Source organism: Sphingomonas sp. Leaf10 (assembly GCF_001421245.1).
Classification (GTDB): domain Bacteria; phylum Pseudomonadota; class Alphaproteobacteria; order Sphingomonadales; family Sphingomonadaceae; genus Sphingomonas.
On the sequence record NZ_LMKE01000028.1, the window covers coordinates 1 to 18754 of the forward strand.

Consider the following 18754-nt stretch of genomic DNA (forward strand, 5'->3'; position numbering starts at 1 on the left):
TCCCTGTCTCAACCCTCGGGAACAGACAAGAATCCAAAATGCTGCCGGTGTAAACAGTCCCGCCTGCGCGGGGGTACGGCGAGTATGTGGTGCAGCGCAGGTATTTGCAGAGGTCTCGCCCGCGCAGGAACCCGGCCGAGTGTGGTCAGCCGGTCGCGTTCACCGCGCCGCCATGCGCCGGGCGAAGTGGATTTCGACCGCCTGCGTCACGCTCTTCGCAATCGCCTTGCGACCGTCGACCGAATCGAGCCGCTTCGCATCGGCCTCGTTCGACAGATAGCCAGTTTCGAACAGGATCGACGGCAGGTCGGGCGCCTTCAGCACCATCAGCGACGCCATGCGGTGATAGTTGGACTTGAGCGGGATCACACCCTTCGCCTCACGGCCAAGCAACCGGGCGAAGCCGGCCGATTCGTTCATCGTCTCGCGCTGGGTCAGGTCGATCAGGATCGAGGAAATGTCGGCCGATTGCCGGCCGAGATCGACACCGGCGAGAATATCGGCCTTGTTCTCGCGCGCGGCGAGGCGCGCAGCTTCGCGGTCGGATGCGACTTCGGACAGGGTGTAAATGCTGGCACCGCTGGCATCGGGGTTGTCGGCGCTGTCGCAATGGACCGAGATGAACAGGCTGGCCCCCAAGCGCCGGGCGATGGCATAGCGTTCCTGCAACACCAGAAACTGGTCGCGGTCGCGGGTCATGGCGACGCGGACCCGGCCACCGGCGAGCAGCGCATCGCGAATCGCGCGCGCGGTCTTGAGCGTCAGATCCTTCTCCCGCAGCCCGCCATGCGAAGAGATCGCGCCGGGATCATGCCCGCCATGGCCAGCATCGATCACGACCAGCGGCCGGTCGGCTTCACCGTCCACCCGCGGCAGGGGCAGGCCCCGTCGCAGGCGCGCGACCGGTACCGGCACGCTGGCGGTGGCACGCTGTCGCCGGTCGACGACCATCGCCGCCGACGAGGAAGCAGGGACGATCGCGCCGATCACCGGCGGTGGCTGGAACCGCATCCGCCCCGCAACGGCGGCGCGTGCGAAACGCTGCGCATTCACCGGGCGCAGGTCGAGCGTCAGGCGACGGCCGCCATCGGCAAAGCTGCCGCCGGTGACCATCGTCGATTCGGCCAGGTCGAGCACGATCCGGCTGCCGCCATCGCCGCGTACGCCCTGTCGTACCGCCCGGATCGCGCCGCCCGCTTCGCTGCGGCCACCGGGGCGGATGCCGTCGAGGTCGACGACGATGCGATCGGGTCCGGCCATCGCGAAGCTGCTGGCGCCGATTGCCGGCGCGTCGAAGCGCAGGACGATCCGGTCGCTGCCCGCCTCGACCGCGTCGATGCGCTGGGCGCTGGCCGGCGACGCGAACGTCGCGCAGGCCAGGGTCAGCGCGAGCGCGTGCCGCATCCCGCAGCGTCCCTTACCAAAGCTGGTCCAGCGCAAAGCCATGACGACGCGCCTCTTCCTCCTTTTCAGGAACCCGTGTCGTAGCGACTCCGCCAACAACCGGGTTCTAATAATCATGGTAAAGCTTAATTTAACCTAAAACACTGGCCAAGAGTACCGTGTAAGGAAGCATGGTCGCGCTGTTGCCGTTCACGATGGCGAATGCTACGCCTATGTCACGTCGGTCCCGGGCCTGTCCCAGCGGAACCGATGCGACATCCCGCGCGCAACCGCCTGCGGGATTTATTCAGGTTGATGTTCGCATGTGGCAAGTTCCGTCCCGTACCGCCTGTGCCGCTGTCGCGGCCGGCGTCGGGGCGACGGTTGTCCGCCCGGAAATTCCCGGACTGCCCGTACGAGCAGACGCATATCCCAGCAATCGCGCGCAGGCACCGGGCACAGGCCCCGCCGCGCGTTTAGGCGCGCCGACTGGCACAGCCGTCCCGCGCGCCCGGAGACACTATCATGACCACGCGGATGTTGATCGACGCTCGCCACCGGGAGGAAACCCGGGTCGCCGTCGTCAAGGGTAACCGGATCGAGGAATTCGATTTCGAATCGGCCGAGCGCAAGCAGCTCAAGGGCAATATCTATCTCGCCAAGGTGACGCGGGTCGAACCGTCGCTGCAGGCGGCGTTCGTCGATTACGGCGGCAATCGCCACGGCTTCCTCGCCTTTTCCGAAATCCACCCCGATTATTACCAGATACCGAAGGAAGACCGCGACGCGCTGCTGGCCGAAGAAGCCGAGCATGCCGCCGAGGAGGCCGCGCTGCGCGCCGGCGAGCATGACGACGATGTCGATTACGACGATCACGATCATGACGACGATGCCGAGGGCGGTGTCGAAGTCGTCGAGCGTGACGAGGACGACGATCATCACGACGACGAAGAGGGCGAGGACGCCCCCGCCCCGCGCCGCCGCAAGGGTGGCGGCGACGATGCCGCGGTCGAGGCGCTGCGCCAGCGCCGGCTGAACCTGCGTCGCCGCTACAAGATCCAGGACGTCATCCGCCGCCGGCAGGTGCTGTTGGTACAGGTCGTCAAGGAAGAGCGCGGCAACAAGGGCGCGGCGCTGACCACCTATCTGTCGCTCGCCGGCCGCTATTGCGTGCTGATGCCGAACACCGCGCATGGCGGCGGCATTTCGCGCAAGATCAGCTCGGCCGCCGATCGCAAGCGGTTGAAGTCGATCATGGCCGAACTGACGCTGCCGGCGTCGATGGGCTGCATCGTCCGCACCGCCGGGCTCCAGCGCTCACGCCAAGAGATAAAGCGCGACTTCGATTATCTCGCCCGGCTGTGGGACGGGATTCGCGACCAAACGCTGACCTCGTCGGCGCCGGCGTTGGTCTATGGCGACAGCGACCTCATCAAGCGCGCGATCCGCGATATCTACAACAAGGATATCGACGAGGTAATCGTCGAGGGCGAGGACGGCTTCCGCCACGCCAAGGACTATATGCGGCTGCTGATGCCGGCCCATGCCCGGCGGGTGAAGCAATATGCCGACGCCGTGCCGCTGTTCCAGCGCGCGCATGTCGAGGATCAGCTGGCCGCGATGTACAATCCGGTCGTGCAGCTGAAATCGGGCGGCTATCTGGTCATCAACCCGACCGAGGCTTTGGTGTCGATCGACATCAACTCGGGGCGTTCGACCCGCGAACATAATATCGAACAGACGGCGACTGCGACCAACCTCGAAGCGGCGCAGGAAATCGCGCGGCAGCTGCGGCTGCGCGACATGGCCGGTCTGGTTGTCATCGACTTCATCGACATGGATCACGGATCGAACGTCCGTAAGGTCGAGAAGGCGATGAAGGAGGCGTTGAAGAACGATCGCGCCCGGATCCAGGTCGGCCGCATCTCCGCCTTCGGCCTGATGGAAATGAGCCGCCAGCGGCTGCGCACCGGTGTACTCGAGGCATCGACCCGCCAGTGCCCGCATTGCGAGGGCACCGGCCTGGTCCGCACCGCTTCGTCGGCGGGGCTGTCGGCGCTGCGCCTGATCGAGGACGAGGCGGCGCGCGGTCGCGGATCGCTGATCGTGCTGCGCGCCAGCCAGGAAGCGGCCTTCTATGTCCTCAACAAGAAGCGTGCCGATATCGCCGAGGTCGAGGATCGCTATGGCGTAACCGTCGAGATCGTGCCCGATGCCGAGATCGAGGGCGCGCGCATGGCGGTCGAAGCATCCGGCCCGCCGCCCGCACATCCGCCGAAGATCGAGCCGCTGGTCGTCATCGACGACGAAGACGATGCCTATGACGATATCGAGGACGAGATCGACGACGAGGTCGAGGACGAAGCGGTCGAGGAAACCGCGCGTCCGGCACGGGGCGACGACGAGGGTGAAGGTCGTGGCAAGCGCCGCCGCCGCCGTCGCGGCCGTCGCGGTCGCAACCGCGAGGAAGGCGAAGTCGAGGGCGACGCCGGCGACGATGCCGACAGCGACGTGGACGGTGAAGACGCAGTCGAAGCCGAAACCGGCGAAGGTGACGGCGCGGACGATGCCGCTCCCGAAGCCGAAACCGCCGATGACGGCAGCCGGCGCAAGCGTCGTCGGCGCGGCCGTCGCGGCGGTCGCCGGGGCGAGGGTGCGTTCGATGCCGCCGACGGTGCCGGCACGGTCGCCGATCTGCCGGCCGAGGACGATGCCGCCGAGCCGGTCGTAGCCGAGGAACCCGCTGCGGCGGAACCGGAAGTGGTCGAAGCCGAACCGACGCCGGCCCCCAAGCGGACGCGTCGTCGCCCGAGCGCCCGTGCCAAGGTCGAGGCGGTTGCCGACGCTGCGCCGGCCGAACCGGTGACCGTCGAGGCCGGCGACGCCGTGCCGGTCGTCACGCCCGAACCGGTCGAGACGCCTGCGGTCGAAGCCGAGCCGGTCGCCGAAGTGCCCAAGCCGAAGCGGACGCGCCGCCGCAAGGCCGATGCCGAGCCGGCCCCGGCCGAGGAAGCACCGGTCGAGGCCGAGGCGGAGCCTGCGCCCAAGAAGCGCCGTGCGCCGCGTCGCAAGGCGACCGAAGCGCCCGAGGCGGAGCCGGCCGAAGCTGCTCCGGCACCGGAACCGGTCGCTGCCGAACCGGTCGCCGAAGAACCGGCCGCTGCGGAAGAGGCATCGGCCGATGACGAGAACCAGACGCCGCGTCGCGGCTGGTGGCAGCGCACCTTCGGCAACTGATCGCGACGATCCGTGCCACGAACGAGAGGGCGGCCCTGACGGGTCGCCCTTTTCGTGTCAGTCGGCGGCCTCGGTCCGTGGCTCGCGCACCAGCGCGTCGCAGGCGACCTCGACCCGCACCGCCAACCCTTCGCGCTGCCAGTCGCGGGCGATGGTGCCCGCCAGTTGCTGTTCGATGCTAAGCGTCGCCAGCCGAGTTCCGAAGCCCACCGTATCGGGCGCGCGATCGATCGTCGGACCACCCTGTTCTCGCCAATCGACGGTCAGGTCGTTGCCACGACAGGTCGTATGAATCGCGACCCGGCCATCGGCAGTCGACAGCGCGCCATATTTGGCGGCGTTGGTCGCCAGTTCGTGGAACAGCAGCGCAACCGGCGTCGCCCCGCGATCGTCGATCGCCACGTCATCGCCGGTCACCTGCCATTGAACCTCCGCATATGGCGACAGGAGTTCGCGCAGGACGTGGTGCAACGTCGCCTCCCCCACCACGGGGCGCGACACTTCGCTGTGCGGGCGGGCGAGGTCGTGCGCCGCCCCGAGTGCGGCAACGCGCGCGGCCAGATCGTCGGCGAAGCCCCGCACGGCCGGTATCCGCCGCGCCGACATGCGGATTAGCCCGGTGATGATCGCAAAGATATTCTTGATGCGGTGGCTGAGTTCGCGGCTGAGAATATCATTCTGTTCGGCGGCGCGCTTCGACGAATCGATATCGGTACAGGTGCCTATCCAGCGGACGATCTGGCCGGCGCCATCGCGCACCGGCAACGCCCGCCCCAGCACCCAGCGATATCCGCCGCTGCGATGGCGCAGCCGATATTCGATCTCGTACGCTTCGCCGGTGGCCAGGCTGTGCCGCCATTTGCCCCAGGCCCGCTCCTGGTCGTCGGGATGAAACATACCGTTCCATTCCTCCCCATCGGTCGATCCGGCGGGCATGCCGGTGAAGCGATACCATTGGGCATTGTAATAGTCGTGATAGCCGTCCGGCCGCGTTGCCCACACCATTTGCGGCATGGCGTTGGTCAGCGTGTCGAGTTCGGCCTGGGTGGCGAACTGTGTACTCTCCGCACGACGTTGCCCCGCATTGTCGCCGGCGATGGCGAACCAGCGGAAACGACCTTGCATGTCAGGTGCAGCGGGCGTCACGACGCAGCGGGTCGCGCCGTCGCGGGTGCTGCCGCATTCGATAGACAGAGTGAAGGCACCACCGCTGGCCGTACCTGTGGCCCAGGTCGTCATCGCCGCATCCCGTATTTCCGCCGGCAGCGACTTCGTCCAAAGATCACCGATCGATACCATGTCGATCTCTTCGTACCAGCGGCGATTGCCCCACAGGAGCTGCCCGTCGCGATCGGCGATCCATGCCAGTACCGGCATCCTTTCGGCGATTTCCTGCCATACGGGATCGTTAGGGTCCGAAACCGGCACGTCCATTAATCCTTTGCCTTCCCGCTTCTGCGCTGCAACATCGTCCTGCGACCATTTTCAGGACCGATACCATCGAAGGCTAATGTTCGCCGTCTCGATTTTGGATACCAACCCGACCCGGTATTTCAGATCAACATGGGATAAACAATTGGTGACGACGGGTTGAAAGAGTCGAAATATTTCTCATAATCGGTCGAAATCTATCTTTGCACCAGATCGGACCTATTGACCTGACGGTTCACGCAACGCAAAGGCCGAGCCAGAAAAGGAGAACTCCATGTCCGAAGACGGATCCGAACTGAACGCGATCGAACTAGCGACCGAACTGACCATCGCCTGGTTGAACAACAGCAACAACCGCGTCGCCGCAGAGGATGTTCCGACGTTCCTGCAAACGATGCACGCGACGGTTCTGGGTCTGGCGTCGGGCAGCGTCGAGCAGGAAGAGGCCGCGCCGCAGCAGGAACATGTCGCCGCCGTGTCGGTGCGCAAGTCGCTGGCGTCGAAGGACCACATCATTTCGATGATCGACGGCAAGCCGTACAAGACGCTGCGCCGTCATCTTGCCGGCCACGGCCTGACCCCCGAAACCTATCGCGAGCGGTACGGCCTGCGTCCCGACTATCCGATGGTCGCCGAAACCTATTCGCAGAGCCGTCGTGACATGGCCAAGCGCATCGGCCTCGGCCGCAAGGCACGCGGTAGCGATACGGAAGAAGCCGCTGTCGAAAGCGAAGCCGGCGACGCGCCGCGCCGTCGCGGCCGCAAGCCCAAGGCTGCCGAATAAACCGGATCGGGGCGGCCAGCGTGCCGCCCCTTTTCCTATGCGAGCGGAATGACCGTGCCGTCCGCCCAGCGATGCGTGCATAGCTGCGCTTCGGGCGTATCGTCCGCCTCCAGCGCCGCGACCGTCACCCAGCCCTCACCGCGCAGCCGTGCCGCGTCCGCCGGATCGGTACCTAGCGGCAGGAACAGCCGCCGACGGTCCTTGGCACCCAGCCCGGCGTCGAGCAGCGCATCGGCGTAGAGCGAGAAGCCGACCGCCGGCTCCTCGCGGCCATCGACATGGCACACCGTATAGCTGCCACCGCGGCCGATCTCGCCCAGCACGCCGTGTGCAAACAGCGAGAAACCCAGCCAGCTCTGATATTCGAAGCCGTGCCGCTCGGTCGGATCGAGCGTCACCGCCACCCGGCCCCGCAGCGTCGCCGCCACCGCCTCGATCGCGTCGAGCCGCGACGTGAGCCGTCCGGCCTGATCGGTTGCACGGAGCCGCGCAAGGGCCGGATCGAACGGCCCGGCCGCCTCGACCAGCGGCAGATAGGCCGGATCGATCGCCGCGACGCGCCCGGCATCCTTGGCGTCCAGCGCCGCAATCAAGGCATCATGCTGCGGCCCCGGCGGATCGCCGGCCAGCGTCGCGACCAGATCGGGCAGGGTGAAGTCGATCGAGATGCCCGTGACGCCTGCCGCCGCCAGCGCCTCGACCGCCACGGTCACGATCTCGATCGCCGCGCCCACGCTGTCGAGCCCGATCAGCTCGGCCCCCATCTGCCGTGACGCCCGGCGGGGGGCGAGTTCGCCCGCGCGCAGTTTCAGCACCGGCCCGGCATAGGAGAGTCGCACCGGGCGCGGGTGGTGGCCCATGCGCGTCGCCGCGATCCGCGCGACCTGTGCGGTGATGTCGGGACGGATCGCCAGCGTCCGCTGGCTGACCGGATCGACGAAGCGCACCGCATCGGTCGCCGCCGTACCCTTCAGCCGCCCGGCCAGCCCCGCCTCGAACTCGGCGAGGGGCGGGTCGACCTGCTCATAGCCATAGCCATGCGCGACGCCCAGCACCGCCCCTTCGAAACGGCGCAGGCCATCGGCGGCGGGGGGCAGGCGGTCGTGAAACCCTTCGGGCAGGAGGCCGGTATCGTTCATGGCGTTCCCCTAGCGCGAGTCGCGACGCGGTGAAACCGTCACCGCGCCCGAAGCACGAACGGGCTGCCGGATCGCTCCGACAGCCCGTTCGCCCATATCCGTGCAAGCCGATCAGAACTTGAGCGGCATGACCGTCTTGACGCCCGGAAGCGCGCGGACCTTCGCCACCAGTTCGGGCGTGACGGCTTCGTCGACCGAGAGCAGCACCACCGCTTCGCCGCCAGTATCGCGCCGGCCGAGGTGGAAGGTACCGATGTTCACGCCCGCTTCGCCCAGCGTCGTACCGATGCGGCCGATAAAGCCCGGCGCGTCTTCGTTGACGACATAGAGCATGTGGCCGGCCAGATCGGCCTCGACCTTGATGCCGAACAGTTCGACCAGACGCGGCTGGGCGTTGCCGAACAAGGTGCCGGCGACCGAGCGTTCCCCGGCTTCGGTCTTCAGGCTGACGCGGATCAGCGTGTGGTAATCGCCTTCACGGTCGTTACGGACTTCGCGCACTTCGATGCCACGTTCCTTGGCAAGGAAGGGTGCGTTGACCATGTTCACCGTGTCCGACTGGACGCGCAGGAACCCGGCCAGCACCGCACCGACGATCGGCTTCTGGTTCAGTTCGGCGGCGGCACCTTCGCTATGCACCGACACGCGGGCGATGACGCCGGTGGTCAGCTGCCCGACCAGGCTGCCGAGCTTTTCGGCGAGCGCCATGTACGGCTTCAGGCGCGGTGCCTCTTCGGCTGACAGCGACGGCATGTTCAGCGCGTTGGTCACGCCGCCCGACACGAGGAAGTCGGCCATCTGCTCGGCGACCTGGATCGCGACGTTCACCTGCGCCTCGCTGGTCGACGCGCCCAGATGCGGGGTCGAGATGAAGTTCGGCGTGTTGAACAACGGCGACTCCTTCGCCGGCTCCTGCACAAACACGTCGAGCGCCGCGCCCGCGACATGGCCGCTGTCGAGCGCTGCCTTGAGCGCAACCTCGTCGATCAGGCCGCCGCGCGCGCAGTTGATGATCCGCACGCCCTTCTTGGTCTTCGCCAGATTTTCCGCCGACAGGATGTTGCGGGTCTGGTCGGTCAGCGGGGTGTGCAGCGTGATGAAGTCGGCACGCGCCAGCAGCTGGTCGAGCTCGACCTTTTCCACACCGATCTCGATCGCACGCTCGGGCGACAGGAACGGATCGAAGGCGACGACCTTCATCTTCAGGCCCTGCGCACGGTCGGCGACGATCGAGCCGATGTTGCCCGCACCGATCAGGCCCAGCGTCTTGCCGGTCAGCTCGACGCCCATGAAGCGGTTCTTTTCCCACTTGCCCGCCTGGGTCGAGGCATCAGCCTCGGGCAGTTGGCGGGCGAGCGCGAACATCAGTGCGATGGCGTGTTCGGCGGTGGTGATCGAGTTGCCGAACGGGGTGTTCATCACGACGACGCCGGCAGCCGAGGCGGCGGGGATGTCGACATTGTCGACGCCGATGCCGGCGCGGCCGACGACCTTCAGGTTCTTGGCAGCGTCGAGGATCGCCTTGGTCACCTTGGTCGACGAGCGGATGGCGAGGCCGTCATAGTCGCCGATGATCGCGATCAGTTCCTCGGGCGTCTTGCCGGTGATCTCGTCCACCTCGACCCCGCGTTCGCGGAAGATCTGGGCGGCCTTCGGGTCCATTTTGTCGGAAATCAGTACCTTGGGCATGTCGTGTTCCTTCTCCCTCTCCCCTTCAGGGGAGAGGGCCGGGGAGAGGGGAAGACGGGGAGCGGGCGGAGAGGTGGCGTGACAGCCCCTCTCCCAACCCTCTCCCCTGAAGGGGAGAGGGCTTTAGGCCGCTTTCGCCGTGGCGTAGGCCCAGTCGAGCCACGGCCCGAGCGTCTCGATATCGGCGGTATCGACGGTCGCGCCGCACCAGATGCGCAGGCCCGCCGGCGCGTCGCGATATCCCGCGACGTCATAGGCAGCACCTTCTGCTTCGAGCAGCGCGGCCATCTTCTTGATGAGCGCCTCGTCGGCCCCTTCGACGGTCAGGCAGACGCTGGTCTTCGACCGGGTCGCCGGATCGGCGGCGAGATGGCCGAGCCAGTCCCGTTCCTCGACGATCTTGTCGAGCGCGGCGGCATTGGCGTCGCTGCGCGCGATCAGGCCGTTTTCGCCCAGCGACTTGCCCCATTCGAGGCTGAAGATCGCATCCTCGACCGCCAGCATCGACGGGGTGTTGATCGTCTCGCCCTTGAAGATGCCTTCGGTCAGCTTGCCCTTCGACACCAGGCGGAAGACCTTGGGCAGCGGCCAGGCGGGGGTGTAGGTTTCAAGGCGTTCGACGGCGCGCGGGCCGAGGATCAGCACGCCATGCGCGCCCTCGCCGCCCAGCACCTTCTGCCAGCTGAACGTCGCGACGTCGATCTTGGCCCAGTCGATGTCATAGGCGAACACGCCAGAGGTCGCGTCGGCGAAGGACAGCCCCTGGCGCTCGCCCGGGATGAAATCAGCGTTGGGGACGCGGACGCCCGACGTGGTACCGTTCCAGGTGAACAGGACGTCGTGGGTCCAGTCGATCGCGTTCAGGTCGGGCAGCTGGCCGTACTCGGCGCGCACGACAGTCGGATCGATCTTGAGCTGCTTGACCGCATCGGTCACCCAACCTTCGCCGAAACTTTCCCAGGCGAGCGCGGTGACGGGGCGGGCGCCCAGCATCGTCCACATCGCCATTTCGAACGCGCCGGTATCCGAACCGGGGACAATGCCGATGCGATGGGTGTCGGGAAGCTTCAGCAATTCGCGCATCAGATCGATGCAATATTGCAGACGCTGCTTGCCGATCTTCGAACGGTGCGACCGGCCGAGGCTGACGGGGTTGAGGCGGTCGGCGGACCAGCCCGGCGGCTTGGCGCAAGGCCCGGACGAAAAATACGGGCGAGCGGGAGTGGTAGCCGGCTTAGGCGGAAGATCAGTCATGTCAGTCTCTCCTCACAGAGAGCACGCGCTGCGTTGGGACAGCGTGGCCCGCCGCGGCCATTAGCGGCGGCGTCACCGCGATACAACCCATGTTGTTGCGAGTATCGACCGTCAGGCGCACGATCATTGCCATCATCAGGGAAACGGAACCGGATGCGACCTTGCGGCGTTGCCACCCATTGATATGTCCGAAGCGTACCTTTCCTCGCCTACCGTCCTGATCGTCGAGGACGAAATGCTGGTCGCGTTCGACCTGGAAGCGTCGTTGGAAGAACATGGCTATCGGCCGGTAGGCATTGCGCCCGACATGTCGAAGGCGATGGAGTTGGCAGTCGCGCGACCTGATGTCGCGCTGGTCGATTGCAATCTGCGCGACGGACCGACCGGGCCGATGATCGGCCGGATGCTCGGGCTTAATTATGGTACGACGGTGATCTTCCTGACCGCCAACCCCAATCTGCTGAACGACGGCGTCGACGGCGCGCTAGGTGTCGTGTCGAAACCGTGCGGGTATGATTCGGTCGGGCGGATCGTCGATTTCGCGGTGCGCGCACGCGGCGGCGACTTGTCCGAACCGCCGCTCGGCATCAAGCTGTTCGGTTCCCCGCCCGAACTGCGCGCGACCGCTTAAGCCACGGTTCAGCGCGACCCGGCCACACGCGGCGTTGACCCGTGTCCGGCCGATGGCCGATAAGGACGTTCATGAAGCGCGCGCTGGGCGGCATCGCTGCCGCCATTCTCCTGTTCGTACAGCCGGCCGCCGCGCAGTCATTGCTGCGCGATGCCGAGACCGAGGCGCTGCTGAACGACATGTCGCGGCCGATCGCGGTTGCGGCGGGCCTCGACCCGCGCAACTTCAACGTCGTGCTGTTGCAGGACAAGTCGATCAACGCCTTCGTCGCGGGCGGGCAGACGGTGTATATCCATTCGGGCCTGATCGACGCCGCCGATGATGCGAACGAGGTGCAGGGCGTCATCGCCCATGAAATCGGCCATATCGTCGGCGGACACGTGCCCCTGGCCGGGCGCGGCATGGCGCCGGCGACCGGCATCACCGTCCTCAGCCTGTTGCTGGGCGTTGCGGCGATGGCGGCGGGCGCAGGCGAAGCGGGTGCGGGCATCCTGGCGGCCGGACAGCAGGCGGCGATGAGCAGCTATCTGGCGTTCAGCCGGACGCAGGAAAGCGCCGCCGACGCCGCCGGCACGCGCTTCCTGCGCGGCGCCGATATCTCGGGCCAGGGGATGCTGGACTTCTTCAAGAAGCTCCAGAACATGGAATATCGCCTCGCCATCCCGCAGGACAACAGCTACCAGCGCACCCACCCCTTGAGCGGCGAGCGCATCGCCAATCTGACGCAGGACGTGCAGTCGGCGGCGTCGTTCAAGAACCAGACCGATCCGGTGCTGGAAGTCCGGTTCAAGCGCGTGCAGGCGAAGCTGCGCGGCTATGTCAGCGATCCCAAGGATACGCTGCGCCGCTATCCGGCCAGCGACCAGAGCGTCTATGCCCATTATGCGCGCGCCTATGCCTATCACAAATCGGGATATCCCGAGCAGGCGGCGGACGAGACGCTGGCGCTGGTCAAATCGGCGCCCGACGACCCCTATTTCCTCGAACTCGAAGGGCAGATCCTGCTCGAATCGGGCAAGCCCAAGGAAGCATTGTCGGCGCTGCGCGAGGCGACCGAGCAAACGCGGTCGTCGCCGTTGATCGCCGCGAGTTTCGGCCACGCGTTGATCGCGACGGAGGACCCGGCGCTGCTGAACGAAGCGGAACGCGTGCTGAAACAGGCAGTCGCGCGCGACAACCAGAACCCGTTCGCCTGGTATCAGTTGAGCATCCTGTACGAACGGCGCGGTGACCTGGCTCGCGTCGCGTTGGCGATGGCGGAATATACGTCGCTGATCGGCGACAATGGCATGGCGCTGGCCAGCGCGCGGCGGGCGATGGGCCTGTTGCCGCAGGGTTCTAGCGACTGGATTCGGGCACAGGATATTCAAATGACGTCGCAGACTGCTCTCGAGGAAGACAAGCGCAATCGCAGGCGGCGGGGCTGACCATGGGGCGGATGGGCAATATCGCGATGCTGGCTGCGGCAGCGCTTGCCGGAGCAGGCGGCGCGATCGTCGCGCAGCGCGTGACGACCGACCGGACGGCGACCGGGACCGTGGTGCGCGACTATATCCTCGCCAATCCCGAGATCCTGCCCGAAGCGATGCGGCGGTTGCAGGCGAAGGAAGCGGGCAAGGCCGTCGCCGCCAACCGCGCGGCGATCGTCGAACCCTTTCCCGGCGCGGTCGCCGGCAATCCGAACGGTGATGTCAGTGTCGTCGCCTATCTCGATTATGCCTGCGGCTTCTGCCGCGCCAGCCTGCCCGCGATCACCGGGCTGATCGCGAGCGACCCGAACGTCCGCATCGTCTATCGCGAGTTGCCGATCCTGTCGCGCGACAGCCGCACCGCCGCCGAATGGGCGCTGGCAGCGGCGCAGCAGGGGAAGTTCAAGCCGTTCCACGATGCGCTCTATGCCGCGGGACGGGTCGATACCGGATCGATCGAGGCCGCGGCGCGGACCGCGGGACTCGACATGACCGCAGCGCGCACCGCGATCGCATCGCCGCAGATTGCGGGCGAGATCGAACGCAATATGAAGACCGCCAGCGGGCTCGGCTTCAGCGGCACGCCGTCCTGGGTCGTCGGCGATCAGGTGCTGGGCGGTGCACAGACGCTGCCGGCATTGCAGGCAGCGGTGGCGGAAGCACGCAAGGCAAAGACGGCGCCGGCCGCCTGAGCCTTTTCTCCGTCATCAAACCATGGAACAAGCCGTTCCATGGAAACCATTCTTTCGATCCGGGGCGTCGCCAAGACGTACAAGTCCGGCACGGTCGCGTTGCAGCCGACCGACCTCGATATCGGCAAGGGCGAGATCTTCGCGCTGCTGGGGCCGAACGGGGCGGGCAAGACGACGCTGATCAGCATCGTGTGCGGCATCGTTACGCCCAGCGCTGGGACGATCACCGCCGCCGGGTTCGACACGGTGCGCGATTATCGTGAGACGCGGACAAGGATCGGGCTGGTGCCGCAGGAATTGCTGACCGACGCGTTCGAGACGGTGATGGCGACCGTCACCTTTTCGCGCCGGCTGTTCGGGCGGCATGGCGATCCGGCGTTCATCGAAAAGCTGCTGCGCGACCTGACGCTGTGGGACAAGCGCGATGCCAAGATGACCGAATTGTCGGGCGGCATGAAACGCCGGGTGATGATCGCCAAGGCGCTGAGCCACGAACCCGACATCCTGTTCCTCGACGAACCGACCGCGGGTGTCGATGTCGAGCTGCGCCGCGACATGTGGCGGCTGGTCCATGACCTGCGCGAACGCGGCGTCACCATCATCCTGACGACCCATTATATCGAAGAGGCCGAGGAAATGGCCGACCGGGTCGGCGTGATCGCCAAGGGGCGGTTGATCCTGGTCGATGAAAAGGCGGCGTTGATGCGCAAGCTGGGCAAGAAGACGCTGACGCTGACCCTGCCCGAACCGCTTGCGGAGGTGCCGGGCGCGCTGTCGCGCTGGCCGCTGACCCTGTCCGACGAAGGCCATGCACTTACACTGTCGTTCGATGCCAATGCCGACGACAACGGCGTGCGCGCGTTGCTGCGCGCCGTCGACGAAGCGGGGATCGCGTGGAAGGATATCGCGACGAAACAGTCGAGCCTCGAGGATATCTTCGTCGGGCTGGTGCATGAACAGGAGAGCCGGGCATGACCTTCAACTGGCATGGCGTGCTGGCCATCTATCGCTTCGAACTGGCGCGGTTCGGGCGGACGCTGTGGACGTCGCTGGCGACGCCGGTCATCACCACATCGCTGTATTTCGTGGTGTTCGGCACCGCGATCGGCAGCCGGATGAACGAGGTCGGCGGCGTGCCCTATGGCGCGTTCATCGTCCCCGGATTGATGATGCTGACGATGCTGACCGAAAGCATCTTCAACGCCAGTTTCGGCATCTTCATGCCGAAATGGTCGGGGACGATCTATGAATTGCTGTCGGCACCGGTTTCGACGCTGGAGACGCTGGTCGGCTATGTCGGTGCGGCGGCGAGCAAGTCGGTGATCGTGGCACTGGTGATCTTCGCCACGGCGCATCTGTTCGTCGACGTGGCAGTAGCGCACCCGTTCTGGGCATTGTGCTATCTTCTGCTGGTCGCGGTCACCTTCTGCCTGTTCGGCTTCATCCTCGGGCTATGGGCCAAGGGGTTCGAACAATTGCAGGTCATTCCGCTGCTGGTGGTGACGCCGCTGACGTTCCTGGGCGGGGCCTTCTATTCGATCGACATGCTGCCCGGCATTTGGCGGACGATCAGCCTATTCAACCCGATCGTCTATCTGATCAGCGGGTTTCGCTGGACCTTTTTCGGGGCGGGCGATGTTTCGGTGGCCGCGAGCCTCGGCGCGACGTTCACGTTCCTGTGCATTTGCGTCACGGTGATCGCGGTGATCTTCCGCACCGGTTGGCGGCTGAAGAAATAAGGGAGTTCGCATGGATCTGGGAATTGCCGGCCGCAAGGCGATCGTATGCGCATCGAGCGCCGGGCTGGGTCGCGCCTGCGCGCTGGAACTGGCGCGGGCCGGGGTCGATGTCGTCGTCAACGGCCGCGATGCCGCCAAGCTGGCGGCGACGGCGGCGGCGATCCGCGAGGAAACCGGGGTGACGGTGACAGAGGTCGTCGCCGACCTGTCGACCGAGGAAGGGCGCGCCGCCTTGCTCGCCGCCTGTCCCGACCCTGACATATTGGTCAACAATAATGGCGGGCCGCCGGTCAAACCCTATACCGAATTGCAGGCCGACGGCATCCGTGCAGGGCTGGAGAGCAATTTCGTGACCCCGGCGCTGCTGTTGCAGGCGGTGTTGCCGGGCATGGTCGACCGGGGCTTCGGACGGGTGATCAACATCACCTCCGGATCGGTCAAGATGCCGCTGCCGGGGCTGGACCTGTCGAGCGGGGCGCGCGCCGGGCTGACCGGTTTCGTGGCGGGGATCGCGCGGGCGGTGGTAGGATCGAACGTCACGATCAACGGCCTGTTGCCCGGATCGTTCGATACCGCCCGGATCGCATCGATGAGCGAGGCGGCGGCGCAGAAGAACGGCACCACCCCAGCTGAGGAAAAGGCGAAGCGGGCGGAGGCGATCCCGGCGAAGCGAATCGGCGATCCGGCCGAGTTCGGCGCGGCCTGCGCGTTCCTTTGTTCGGAAAAGGCCGGGTTTATTACCGGGCAGAGCCTGTTGATCGATGGCGGGGCGTTTCCGGGGATTATGTGATTTTCACGCAAAGGCGCGAAGGCACGAAGCAGGTTTAGAAGGTAGATTTCGCGCAGAGGCGCGGAGGCGCGGAGACGTTGCGTTCCCGGCAAAGGCAGCCGCTACAGCGGCTCCAAGTCTTCGCTGCAACGGAGGAAACCGTCTCCCGAACGCGACCCGTCTCCGCCGAGGAAACCTCTCTGCGCCTCCGCGCCTCTGCGCGAAATCTACCTTCTCTTCGCGCCTTCGCGCCTTCGCGTGAAAATCAAAAAATCCCGAGAAACTTCTTCCGCTGCTCCTTACGCTCGCCGCGGTTCGAGCGGCCGTTCTCGGCCTTGGCGGTCGCACCCCGCCCCACGTCATCCCGCACCTCACCATCCTTGGTCCGCTGCGCCCGAGCGGTCGCGCCGGCGAGGATCGGACCGCAGGCCGCACCCTTGGCATCGCCCGGATCGACGAACGCCAGTACGCCCGCGAGCGGCGTGGCGACCACCGCAAGGCCGAGGCCGGCGCCGGCGCGGCCGAGCAGTTCGGGGCTGATGACCGAATAGCGTGGCGCCGCGAAATAGCCGCCGACGCCGACCGGCGACTGGCCGGCGAACAGCGAGAAGCGTTTGGAGTCGGCGCGGAAGGCCAAGTCGATCGATTCGTTGCGGAAGCTGAAGCCGCCGCGCCCGATCATGACGTTCTTCTGCGTATCGATCAGAATCGGGTCGGCCGCCGCGACGCCATTCCGCACGGTGAAGCCGATCAGCCCGCAATTGATCCGCACCGGTTCCTTCAACCGCCCCTCGAACATCTTTTGCGCAAAGGTGCCAAGGTCGAGTTCGGACAATTGCACGTTGCGCGTCCAGAAGCTGCCGGCGGGCAGGATGACCGCGATGCGGCCGTTCGAACTGCCGAGCGAATCGTGCACGGTGTCGCCGGTGCCGGTGAGCTTCACCCGCGCCTTGACCGTACCCGACGTGCCCGCTTCCTCGACGCCCCAGCCGGCGAGCAGCCGCCCCATCGGCGTCGGCGACAGGCGTATGTCGTAATCGGTGACGGCGGGGCGGCGCCGTGCATCGATCACCACGTCCGACGCGACATTGCCGCGTGCCATCGCAAAGGTCAGCGGCGACAGTTTGAGCAGCCGGTCGTTCAGGTCGAGGGTGAAGTCGACGTTCGACACCGGCAGGCTGCGCGCACGGACCGTACCGACCTTGTAGCGGACCTTCGCATCGAAATTGCGCAATGCCTCGACGTTGAGCCTGGCATCGGGGAGCAGGCGGGGGGCGCCGCCTTCGCGCTCGATCACGCCGGCCGCGCCCTGCGCCTCGACCCGTTCGAGATCGTAGCCGACGAATGCCGACATATCGACGATGTCGAGCGTGCGCGAGGTCAGGTCTGCGGTTAGCAGCAGGCGCGGTTCGCGCTGGGTCACGGTCAGGCTGCCGGCCAGATCGCTGTCGCCGAATACGCCCTTCAACCGGGTGAATTTCCAGTCCGGCCCGTCCTTGGTCATCCGCCCGATCAGGCGATAGCGGCGGGTATTGGGGGTGACGATGCCGAGCACCGCGAATACATCCGACAGGTTGCGCCCGCGCAGGCGGACGGCGAGGTTCGATCCGTCGAGTTCGGTCGGCCCCGGCAGGGTACCGGCGAGGATCGCGACCGATCGCGCGACCTCGATCCGGGCGGTCAGTTGATTCTGCCCGCCGCGGATCGTCGCGTTGGGCGATTGCAGCTTCCCGGTCAGGCGGAACGAACGGCCGCGCACCGTGCCGCGTCCGGTCGCGCGAATCGCGCTGGCGAACTGCGTGCCTTCGCTGATCGTCGTGTCCAGGTCGAACGTACCGTCGAGAAGGAATTGCGGGTCGCGGTAACGGATGCGGGTATCGCGGAAGATCCCACTGCGCACGACCGGCAGTTCGAGCTTCTTGCCCGGCTTGTCCGGATCGCCAAACGTCCAAGTGTTGCGCTTGCGTGCCGCGTCCCAGTGGAGATCGGCGCGTGCACCGTCGAGTTCGAGCCAGTTGACCCGGCGGCGTCCGAACAGGAAGGTCAGCGTCGCGGTCGAGCTGTCGAGCTTCCTCGCCTCGAACAGATTGCCGCCGCCGGCCCAGTCGGGGTTCGATACCGACAGCCCTTGCGCCAAAAATTTGAGGTCGATCGGATTGAAGTAGAACTGGAAGTCGCCCGCCACGCGCACCGTCCGGCCACTTTGCGAGGAAGCGATCCGTTCGAACGTTCCTTTCAGGAACCGGCCCCTGGTGACGAACAGGATCAGCCACGCCAGGAACAGCGTCCCGACCATGCCGACCAGCGTCCTGAGCGCGATCCGCCGCCAGTTGCGGGCGCGGGAGGCGTCTGCGGCGCCGTTCGTCAGGGAAACTTCGGCCATCGCCGCTCAACCGTTCGCAGCCGTAACGAGTTCCGGTGGTTGCGTTCCGCGCCCATCCGGGTTAGGGGCGCGCTCTTTCCACGACCTTTCGGGATTCGCCCGGCCATCTGGGGCTGCCGCGGCAATCCGCACGTCGTGATTTTTGAGGAGACCA

General features: G+C 66.2%; 14 protein-coding genes. 8 read left to right on the top strand and 6 right to left on the bottom strand.

What is annotated here, in order from left to right:
• Positions 1-159: 159 nt before the first annotated feature.
• A complete protein-coding gene (locus tag ASE59_RS14320) occupies positions 160-1404 on the bottom strand; it encodes an N-acetylmuramoyl-L-alanine amidase (RefSeq protein WP_156360096.1) in 1245 nt (414 codons plus the stop codon).
• 504 nt (positions 1405-1908) lie between these two features.
• Between ASE59_RS14320 and ASE59_RS14325 the strand changes: the two genes are divergently transcribed.
• Positions 1909-4620: an Rne/Rng family ribonuclease gene (locus ASE59_RS14325; protein WP_235515788.1), complete on the top strand. Its 2712-nt coding sequence runs from the start codon at positions 1909-1911 to the stop codon at positions 4618-4620.
• 57 nt (positions 4621-4677) lie between these two features.
• Here the strand turns inward: ASE59_RS14325 and ASE59_RS14330 are convergent, their stop codons facing one another.
• A complete protein-coding gene (locus ASE59_RS14330) occupies positions 4678-6048 on the bottom strand; it encodes a sensor histidine kinase (protein ID WP_235515789.1) in 1371 nt (456 codons plus the stop codon).
• A 277-nt stretch (positions 6049-6325) separates the two neighbouring features.
• Between ASE59_RS14330 and ASE59_RS14335 the strand changes: the two genes are divergently transcribed.
• Positions 6326-6835, top strand: a complete 510-nt coding sequence (locus ASE59_RS14335; RefSeq protein ID WP_056457611.1) for a MucR family transcriptional regulator — start codon at positions 6326-6328, stop codon at positions 6833-6835.
• Between the two features lie 35 nt (positions 6836-6870).
• On the opposite strand, the gene ASE59_RS14340 is transcribed toward ASE59_RS14335, so the two are convergent.
• From ASE59_RS14340 to ASE59_RS14350, 3 genes are all read right to left on the bottom strand, one after another.
• Positions 6871-7974, bottom strand: a complete 1104-nt coding sequence (locus ASE59_RS14340; protein ID WP_056457613.1) for an ATP phosphoribosyltransferase regulatory subunit — start codon at positions 7972-7974, stop codon at positions 6871-6873.
• Positions 7975-8085: 111 nt separating this feature from the next.
• Positions 8086-9663, bottom strand: a complete 1578-nt coding sequence (gene serA, locus ASE59_RS14345; protein ID WP_056457616.1) for a phosphoglycerate dehydrogenase — start codon at positions 9661-9663, stop codon at positions 8086-8088.
• Between the two features lie 123 nt (positions 9664-9786).
• Complete coding sequence (locus ASE59_RS14350) at positions 9787-10917, bottom strand: phosphoserine transaminase (RefSeq protein ID WP_056457619.1); 1131 nt, start codon at positions 10915-10917, stop codon at positions 9787-9789.
• 169 nt (positions 10918-11086) lie between these two features.
• On the opposite strand from ASE59_RS14350, the gene ASE59_RS14355 reads away from it, so the two are divergent.
• The 6 genes from ASE59_RS14355 (at position 11087) to ASE59_RS14380 (ending at position 16238) form a co-directional block, all read left to right on the top strand.
• The gene (locus tag ASE59_RS14355; protein ID WP_235515790.1) at positions 11087-11548 is read left to right on the top strand and encodes a response regulator; all 462 of its coding nucleotides are present in this window, start codon (positions 11087-11089) and stop codon (positions 11546-11548) included.
• A 71-nt stretch (positions 11549-11619) separates the two neighbouring features.
• A complete protein-coding gene (locus ASE59_RS14360; RefSeq protein ID WP_056457625.1) occupies positions 11620-12975 on the top strand; it encodes a M48 family metalloprotease in 1356 nt (451 codons plus the stop codon).
• An 11-nt stretch (positions 12976-12986) separates the two neighbouring features.
• Positions 12987-13709: a DsbA family protein gene (locus ASE59_RS14365; RefSeq protein WP_235515791.1), complete on the top strand. Its 723-nt coding sequence runs from the start codon at positions 12987-12989 to the stop codon at positions 13707-13709.
• 39 nt (positions 13710-13748) lie between these two features.
• Positions 13749-14684: an ABC transporter ATP-binding protein gene (locus ASE59_RS14370; protein ID WP_056457631.1), complete on the top strand. Its 936-nt coding sequence runs from the start codon at positions 13749-13751 to the stop codon at positions 14682-14684.
• Positions 14681-15448 (top strand): ABC transporter permease, encoded by a 768-nt coding sequence (locus ASE59_RS14375; RefSeq protein WP_056457633.1) that lies wholly within the window; start codon positions 14681-14683, stop codon positions 15446-15448. The genes ASE59_RS14370 and ASE59_RS14375 overlap by 4 nt, the downstream gene beginning before the upstream one ends.
• Before the next feature lie 10 nt (positions 15449-15458).
• Positions 15459-16238 (top strand): SDR family oxidoreductase, encoded by a 780-nt coding sequence (locus ASE59_RS14380; protein ID WP_056457636.1) that lies wholly within the window; start codon positions 15459-15461, stop codon positions 16236-16238.
• A gap of 244 nt (positions 16239-16482) precedes the next feature.
• On the opposite strand, the gene ASE59_RS14385 is transcribed toward ASE59_RS14380, so the two are convergent.
• Positions 16483-18600: an AsmA family protein gene (locus ASE59_RS14385; RefSeq protein WP_056457639.1), complete on the bottom strand. Its 2118-nt coding sequence runs from the start codon at positions 18598-18600 to the stop codon at positions 16483-16485.
• Between the last annotated feature and the right edge of the window lie 154 nt (positions 18601-18754).

Coding starts and splice junctions, on each gene's coding strand:
- ASE59_RS14340 (WP_056457613.1), bottom strand. CDS start 7,974: ATGAACGATACCGGCCTCCTGCCCGAAGGGTTTCACGACCGCCTGCCC.
- ASE59_RS14380 (WP_056457636.1), top strand. CDS start 15,459: ATGGATCTGGGAATTGCCGGCCGCAAGGCGATCGTATGCGCATCGAGC.
- serA (WP_056457616.1), bottom strand. CDS start 9,663: ATGCCCAAGGTACTGATTTCCGACAAAATGGACCCGAAGGCCGCCCAG.
- ASE59_RS14375 (WP_056457633.1), top strand. CDS start 14,681: ATGACCTTCAACTGGCATGGCGTGCTGGCCATCTATCGCTTCGAACTG.
- ASE59_RS14320 (WP_156360096.1), bottom strand. CDS start 1,404: ATGCGGCACGCGCTCGCGCTGACCCTGGCCTGCGCGACGTTCGCGTCG.
- ASE59_RS14385 (WP_056457639.1), bottom strand. CDS start 18,600: ATGGCCGAAGTTTCCCTGACGAACGGCGCCGCAGACGCCTCCCGCGCC.
- ASE59_RS14365 (WP_235515791.1), top strand. CDS start 12,987: ATGGGCAATATCGCGATGCTGGCTGCGGCAGCGCTTGCCGGAGCAGGC.
- ASE59_RS14360 (WP_056457625.1), top strand. CDS start 11,620: ATGAAGCGCGCGCTGGGCGGCATCGCTGCCGCCATTCTCCTGTTCGTA.
- ASE59_RS14325 (WP_235515788.1), top strand. CDS start 1,909: ATGACCACGCGGATGTTGATCGACGCTCGCCACCGGGAGGAAACCCGG.
- ASE59_RS14350 (WP_056457619.1), bottom strand. CDS start 10,917: ATGACTGATCTTCCGCCTAAGCCGGCTACCACTCCCGCTCGCCCGTAT.
- ASE59_RS14370 (WP_056457631.1), top strand. CDS start 13,749: ATGGAAACCATTCTTTCGATCCGGGGCGTCGCCAAGACGTACAAGTCC.
- ASE59_RS14335 (WP_056457611.1), top strand. CDS start 6,326: ATGTCCGAAGACGGATCCGAACTGAACGCGATCGAACTAGCGACCGAA.